This window comes from Clostridium sp. CTA-6, from assembly GCF_054768115.1.
In genome coordinates this window covers 1-458 of record NZ_BAAAAU010000039.1, presented here as the reverse complement: position 1 = coordinate 458, position 458 = coordinate 1, and the positions used below count along the sequence as shown (strand labels likewise).

Annotated in this window: 1 tRNA gene and 2 rRNA genes; all 3 read right to left on the bottom strand. The window is 44.5% G+C overall.

Annotated elements, in window-relative coordinates:
• Positions 1-69: 69 nt before the first annotated feature.
• A tRNA-Ile gene (locus ACYUDJ_RS21395) sits at positions 70-146 on the bottom strand.
• A gap of 9 nt (positions 147-155) precedes the next feature.
• Positions 156-272, bottom strand: a 5S ribosomal RNA gene (rrf, locus tag ACYUDJ_RS21390).
• Positions 273-364: 92 nt separating this feature from the next.
• Positions 365-458: ribosomal RNA gene (locus tag ACYUDJ_RS21385) — 23S ribosomal RNA — on the bottom strand; the annotation flags it as partial.

Sequence of the window (458 nt, the reverse complement as noted above, 5' to 3'; positions counted from 1 at the left end):
AAGGAGATTCGAACTCCTGACCCCCTGCTTGCAAGGCAGGTGCTCTCCCAACTGAGCTATACCCCCAAATGGTGGACCTTCAGGGACTCGAACCCCGGACCTACCGGTTATGAGCCGGTTGCTCTAACCAACTGAGCTAAAGATCCATGTGTTGTATCTGGCAACGACTTACTCTTCCACAGGGCCTCCCCTGCAGTACCATCAGCGCTTTGAAGCTTAACCTTCGTGTTCGGCATGGGAACGGGTGTTACCTTCAAGCCATAATCACCAGATATTTAACATTATAATTACTTTTTCGTAATTTGTCAATAGGGATTTAACAATTTTTTATTGTTTCTCTCAAAATTACACAGTGAATTTTATTTTGGTCAAGCCCTCGACTTATTAGTATCAGTCAACTTAACATGTTGCCATGCTTACATCTCTGACCTATCAACCTGGTGTTCTTCCAGGAGTCT